Source organism: Streptomyces palmae (genome assembly GCF_004684805.1).
In the GTDB taxonomy this organism is placed as follows: domain Bacteria; phylum Actinomycetota; class Actinomycetes; order Streptomycetales; family Streptomycetaceae; genus Streptomyces; species Streptomyces palmae.
The window spans coordinates 1-4,697 of sequence record NZ_SRID01000464.1 but is presented as its reverse complement, the minus strand read 5'-3'; the positions used below and the strand labels follow the sequence as shown (position 1 = coordinate 4,697).

4 protein-coding genes are annotated in these 4,697 nt (G+C 74.2%); 1 reads left to right on the top strand and 3 read right to left on the bottom strand.

Features of this window, described 5'->3' with window-relative positions; all coding sequences use genetic code 11:
- The coding region (locus E4099_RS29190; RefSeq protein WP_245245289.1) for a TIGR03571 family LLM class oxidoreductase at positions 1-982 on the top strand (982 nt) is incomplete at its 5' end.
- 51 nt (positions 983-1,033) lie between these two features.
- On the opposite strand, the gene E4099_RS29185 is transcribed toward E4099_RS29190, so the two are convergent.
- Genes E4099_RS29185 through E4099_RS29175 form a run of 3 tightly spaced genes read right to left on the bottom strand, consistent with a single transcriptional unit; the run spans position 1,034 to position 4,613 of the window.
- On the bottom strand, positions 1,034-2,389 hold the full coding sequence (locus tag E4099_RS29185) for an MFS transporter (protein ID WP_342451957.1): 1,356 nt from the start codon (positions 2,387-2,389) through the stop codon (positions 1,034-1,036).
- Positions 2,386-3,261: an SDR family NAD(P)-dependent oxidoreductase gene (locus tag E4099_RS29180; RefSeq protein ID WP_135342123.1), complete on the bottom strand. Its 876-nt coding sequence runs from the start codon at positions 3,259-3,261 to the stop codon at positions 2,386-2,388. Before E4099_RS29180 ends, E4099_RS29185 begins: the two co-directional genes overlap by 4 nt.
- Entirely contained in the window at positions 3,258-4,613 is a 1,356-nt protein-coding gene (locus tag E4099_RS29175) for a flavin-containing monooxygenase (RefSeq protein ID WP_135342122.1), read from the bottom strand. Before E4099_RS29175 ends, E4099_RS29180 begins: the two co-directional genes overlap by 4 nt.
- Between the last annotated feature and the right edge of the window lie 84 nt (positions 4,614-4,697).

Sequence of the window (4,697 nt, the reverse complement as noted above, 5' to 3'; positions counted from 1 at the left end):
CCCCGCACTCGCCCGACTCGCCCCCGCCGACGGCCGCCTCACCATCGGCCTGGAACTGCCCCTCGACAACGACTGGGGGCCCGCCCGCCGGCACACCGACCACGAGGCCCACCGGCCCTTCGGCGTCCCCGACCTGACCGGGCACACCCGGCTCGCCCAGCTGGCCGACCGGCTCGGCTTCGCCGCCCTGTGGCTGCGCGACGTCCCGCTCTACGACCCTGTCCGGTTCGGCGACGCCGGCACCGTCTTCGAGACCTTCACCCACCTGGGCCACCTCGCCGCCACCACCGAGCAGGCCGTTCTCGCCACCGGGGCGATCGTCCTGCCGCTGCGCGAACCCCTGCTGGTCGCCAAGGCCGCCGCCACCGTCGACGCCCTCTCCGGCGGCCGGATGCTGCTCGGCCTGGCCAGCGGTGACCGCCCCGTGGAGTACCCGCTGTTCGCACGCGACTTCGCGGCACGGGGCGCGGCGTTCCGGGAGGGCGTGGAGAAGGTCCGCGCGGCCTGGCGGTCCGGGCCGCTGGAGCTTCCCGCGGCCGGCCTGGACGGCGAGCGGCATCTGGAGGTGCTGCCCAAGCCGGCGCACCCGGCGGGCATCCCGATCGCCGTCGCCGGCGGCGCCCAGCAGACCCCCGAGTGGATCGCCGCCCACGCCGACGCCTCCCTCAACTACCCGCGCGACCTGGGTGCCCTGCGCCTGAGGATCCGCCAGTGGCGGGAGCTCGCCGGGGACAAGCCCTATCTGACCCCGATGGTGCTCACCCTCCAGGACGATCCCGGTGCCCCGGCCCACCCCATCCGGCTCGGCCTGAGCACCGGCCGCAAGGCCCTGATCGACCGGCTGGAGGCCATGGCCGCGCTCGGCGTCGCCCATGTCTCCTTCAACCTCCGCCCCAACGACCGCCCCGTCGACGAGCTGCTGCACGAACTCGCCGAGGAGGTCCTGCCGCACTTCGCGGCGGCACCCCGCGACGCCGGCTGAGAACCCTCCGGTGGCCTCGGCGGTCGGCAGGCGGCGCCCCGGGGCATTGCGTCACGGGGCCGCCGCCCGGTCCAGGGCGCATCGGCGCTGGAAGACCACCGCGATCGCCATAAGCACGGCCGGGGCCGCGGTGAAGCCCAGCAGGAGGGCCACCAGGGCGGAGTGGGACTGCGGGAGGGTGTGGTCCTCGGTGGTGGACACGAAGCCTCCGAGGGCGAGGACGGCGGAGTACAGATAGGGGCCGATGGCGGTGCCGGTCGCCTCGGTCGCGGTCCACACCCCGGTGTAGGCGCCCGCTCGGGCAAGACCCCGTGCCTCGGCGGCGGCCACCGCGTCCGGGAGCATCGAGAAGGCGAAGAGCTGAAGCCCGGCGAAGGCGGTGCCCATGACGGCCACCACGCCGGTGGTCGCGGCCACCCCCAGTCTCTCGCCGGGCAGCAGTGCGAGGGACCCGGTGAGGAAGGCGCCCTGGGACAGCAGCAGCCCGCGCTGCTTGCCGATCCGCCGCGACATCCAGAGCCACCCGGGTGCGGCGATCGTCGCCGGCACCAGGAAGGCGCCCATCAGCACGGCGGTCAGACCCCTGTCGTGGAGCACGTACTCGGTGTAGAAGGGCAGCGCCGCCAGGAAGAGGTGGGTGGTGGTGCCGGTGAACAGGTAGGACAGCAGCAGCGCCCGGAAGTCGCGGTCCCGCCAGGCGGCCAGGGTGTCCTCGAGGGCGGAGTGGGCGCGCTCCCCTGGGGTCCGGATCCCGCAGTGCTCGGTGAGCCTGCGGACGCCCGCCAGCGCGACCAGTTGCGAGGCGACCAGGACACCGGCCAGCAGCAGGGCCATCCGGGCATAGGCCCGGTGGCCGCCGGAGGCCACCAGGGCCGGCGCGGCCACGCCCGCGCCGAGCAGTCCCAGCGTCAGGAAGAACATCCGGAACGTGAAGACGCGGGTACGCTCGTGGTACCCGATCCGCAGGTCGGACGGTGTCGTCAGGTAGGGCACCTGGAAGCAGGCGAACAGCAGGTTGCCGGCGACACAGCAGCAGCCGACCCACAGCGCCGCCGAGGTGCCCGAGACGCTCGCGGGGACCGAGAACATCGCGATCCAGGCCACCGCCAGCAGCAGCCCGCCGTGGAGCATGCCGCGCCGGTGGCCCCGGTGGCGCGCCTGCCGGTCCGACAGCGATCCGAGCAGGGGATGGACCACCACGTCGATGATCTTCGGCAGCAGCAGCGCCAGACCGGCCAGGAACGCCGGGACACCGAGGGTCCGGGTGAGGAAGTACAGCAGGAGCAGACCCGGAACGGTAACCCACATGCCCATCCCGATCGAGCCGGCGGCATACAGGGTGAGGTCAGCGGTCCGCACACGGGGCGGGGCGTCGGCCCGCCGCAGCGTGTGCGGCGCGGCGCTCACGGCGCCCCTGTGTGGCGCCTGACGACGCCCGCGGCCAGCTCGGCTCCCTCGAAGGCGCCGGTGCGGGCCCGGGCGGCGAGGGTGCGGGCGATGATCCGGTCGGTCACATACGGCAGGTGGCGTGCCAGGAAGAACTCCACGGCCCCGCGGCGGGTGGTCGTCAGGTCGCGGCGCGCCCGGCGGCCCAGGGCGGCGCGGAGCACCGTGTCGACCACGCCCTCCAGCGGCTCGTAGCTGCTCATGCCCTCCAGCGAGAGTCCGGCGGCGGCGGTCGAGTCGTGGATGGGGCTGCGCACCGCCGACGGGTAGACGCAGGTGACGGCGACATGGGTGCCGATCTCCATGCGGAGCGCGTCGGCGTACGCCACGAGGGCGCGTTTGGAGGCCCCGTACGCCGCGGCCAGGGGCAGCTGCATGGCGGCCATCCGCGAGGAGACCATGACGATCCGGCCGCGGGACTCCACCAGGGCGTCCACGCAGGCGGCGGTCGTCCGCCAGGTGCCGAGCAGGTTGATGTCGAGTTGGCGCCGGACCTCGGCCCCCGGGGGCAGCTCGGCCGGGGCGGGCCCGCCGACACCGGCGTTGTTGATGAGCAGGTCGAGCCCGCCCAGCCGGTCGATCGCGGCGGCCACCGCGGTCGGCACGCTCGCGTCGTCGGTGATGTCGCAGGCCAGCACCTCGACCGGGTCCTCGGGACGCGGCACCAGGTCCAGACCGACGACCCGGGCGCCCTGTTCGGCCAGCCGGGCGCAGATGGCCCGGCCGAAGGTTCCGGAGGCGCCGGTGACGATGGCGCGCAGGCCGCGGGCGTCGCGGCGCCCGCCGAGCAGGCCCTTGCGGAGCAGGGGGTGCGGGGTCTGCGGGGTGTTCATGTGAGGCTCCCTTCGCGGTCGGTCGCGGTGAACGGACGGGCGCCGCGCCGCAGTCGGGCGCGCCCGGCCTCGATCTCCTTGGGCAGGTCGGCCACGTACTGGTCGAAGTCGATGCGCATCTGCGGGCGGCGGTCACCCCACCGTTCGACCGCGGCGCGCAGGGCCCGGGCGGTGGCGCGGTGCTGCGCCGGGGCCGAGGGGAGGGCGTAGGCACCGGAGTAGCAGGCGGCCATCAGCTTGGCCTGGGCCTCCACGACGGGCAGCGCCGCGCCCGTGGACTGCATCAGCCCGACGAAGGCCAGGCTCGGGTCCTCCAGGTGGAAGACCCGCTTGTACAGCGGGAGCCGCTCCGGGTCGCCGCCCAGCCAGCGGGCGGACAGGAAGGGGATGGACACCCGGTAGCCGGTGGCCCACACGATCACCTCGACCGGTTCGCGGGTGCCGTCGCTGAAGACGACCTGTTCGCCGCCGAGGCGCTCGATGCCGGGGCGGGCGGCCACCTCGCCGTGGGTGAGGCGGTGCAGGATCGTGTCGCTGATCGTGGGGTGGTTCTGGAAGAGCCCGCCCGCGGGGGCCGGCAGGCCGTAGCTCTGCGGGGTGCCGACGGCCAGCCGGAGGATGGTCTGGGCGACGCGCTGGCGCACCCGCCAGGGCAGCGCGGCCAGGGCCCCGCCGGTGGCGTCCGAAGGGCGGCCGAAGAGGTACTTGGGGACGATGTGGACCCCGCGGCGGGCCGACAGCAGGACGGGGCCCCGCGCGACGTACGAGGCGTCGACGGCGATGTCCATGGCAGAGTTGCCCATGCCGACGACGAGCACCCGCCGGTCCCGGAAGATCTCGGCGGTGCGGTAGTCGTGGGCGTGCATCTGGGTGCCGTCGAAGGCTCCGGGGTAGGCGGGCTCGGGCCGGCGGGGGTCCCAGTTGTGGCCGTTGGCGACCACGACGGCGTCGTACCGGTCGGTGTCGCCGGCCTCGGTGGTCACCGCCCAGGGACGGCCTCGCCCCTCCCGTTCGACGGAGGCGACGGTGGTGTCGAAGCGGATGTGCGGGGTGAGGCCGAAGTTCTCGCAGTAGTCGGCGAGGTAACGGGCCATCAGGTCGGCCGAGGGGTAGTCGGGCCACTGCCCGGGCATCGGGAAGTCGGCGAACTCGGTGCGGCGCTTGCTGGTGTTGAGATGGAGGGAGGCGTAGGCCGGTGACAGTCCGCTGGCGTTGTCCCGTGCCCACAGCCCACCGGGCCGGTCGCCCTTCTCGTACGTCACGACTTCGAGTCCCCGGTCGAGCAGGGCCTTGGTGGCGGTGAGGCCGGCCGCTCCGGCGCCGATCACGGCGACACGGCAGGGAGGGGGCATGGTGCTACTCCTCGGGAAAGGGGTGGGTTCCGGCCGGTCCTTCGTGCAACGGGCCGATCGCGTCGAGGGAGGGGAGGGAAGGGG

Bases quoted from the DNA above. Each gene is read 5' to 3' on its own strand.
- E4099_RS29180 (WP_135342123.1), bottom strand. From the start codon at position 3,261: ATGAACACCCCGCAGACCCCGCACCCCCTGCTCCGCAAGGGCCTGCTC.
- E4099_RS29175 (WP_135342122.1), bottom strand. From the start codon at position 4,613: ATGCCCCCTCCCTGCCGTGTCGCCGTGATCGGCGCCGGAGCGGCCGGC.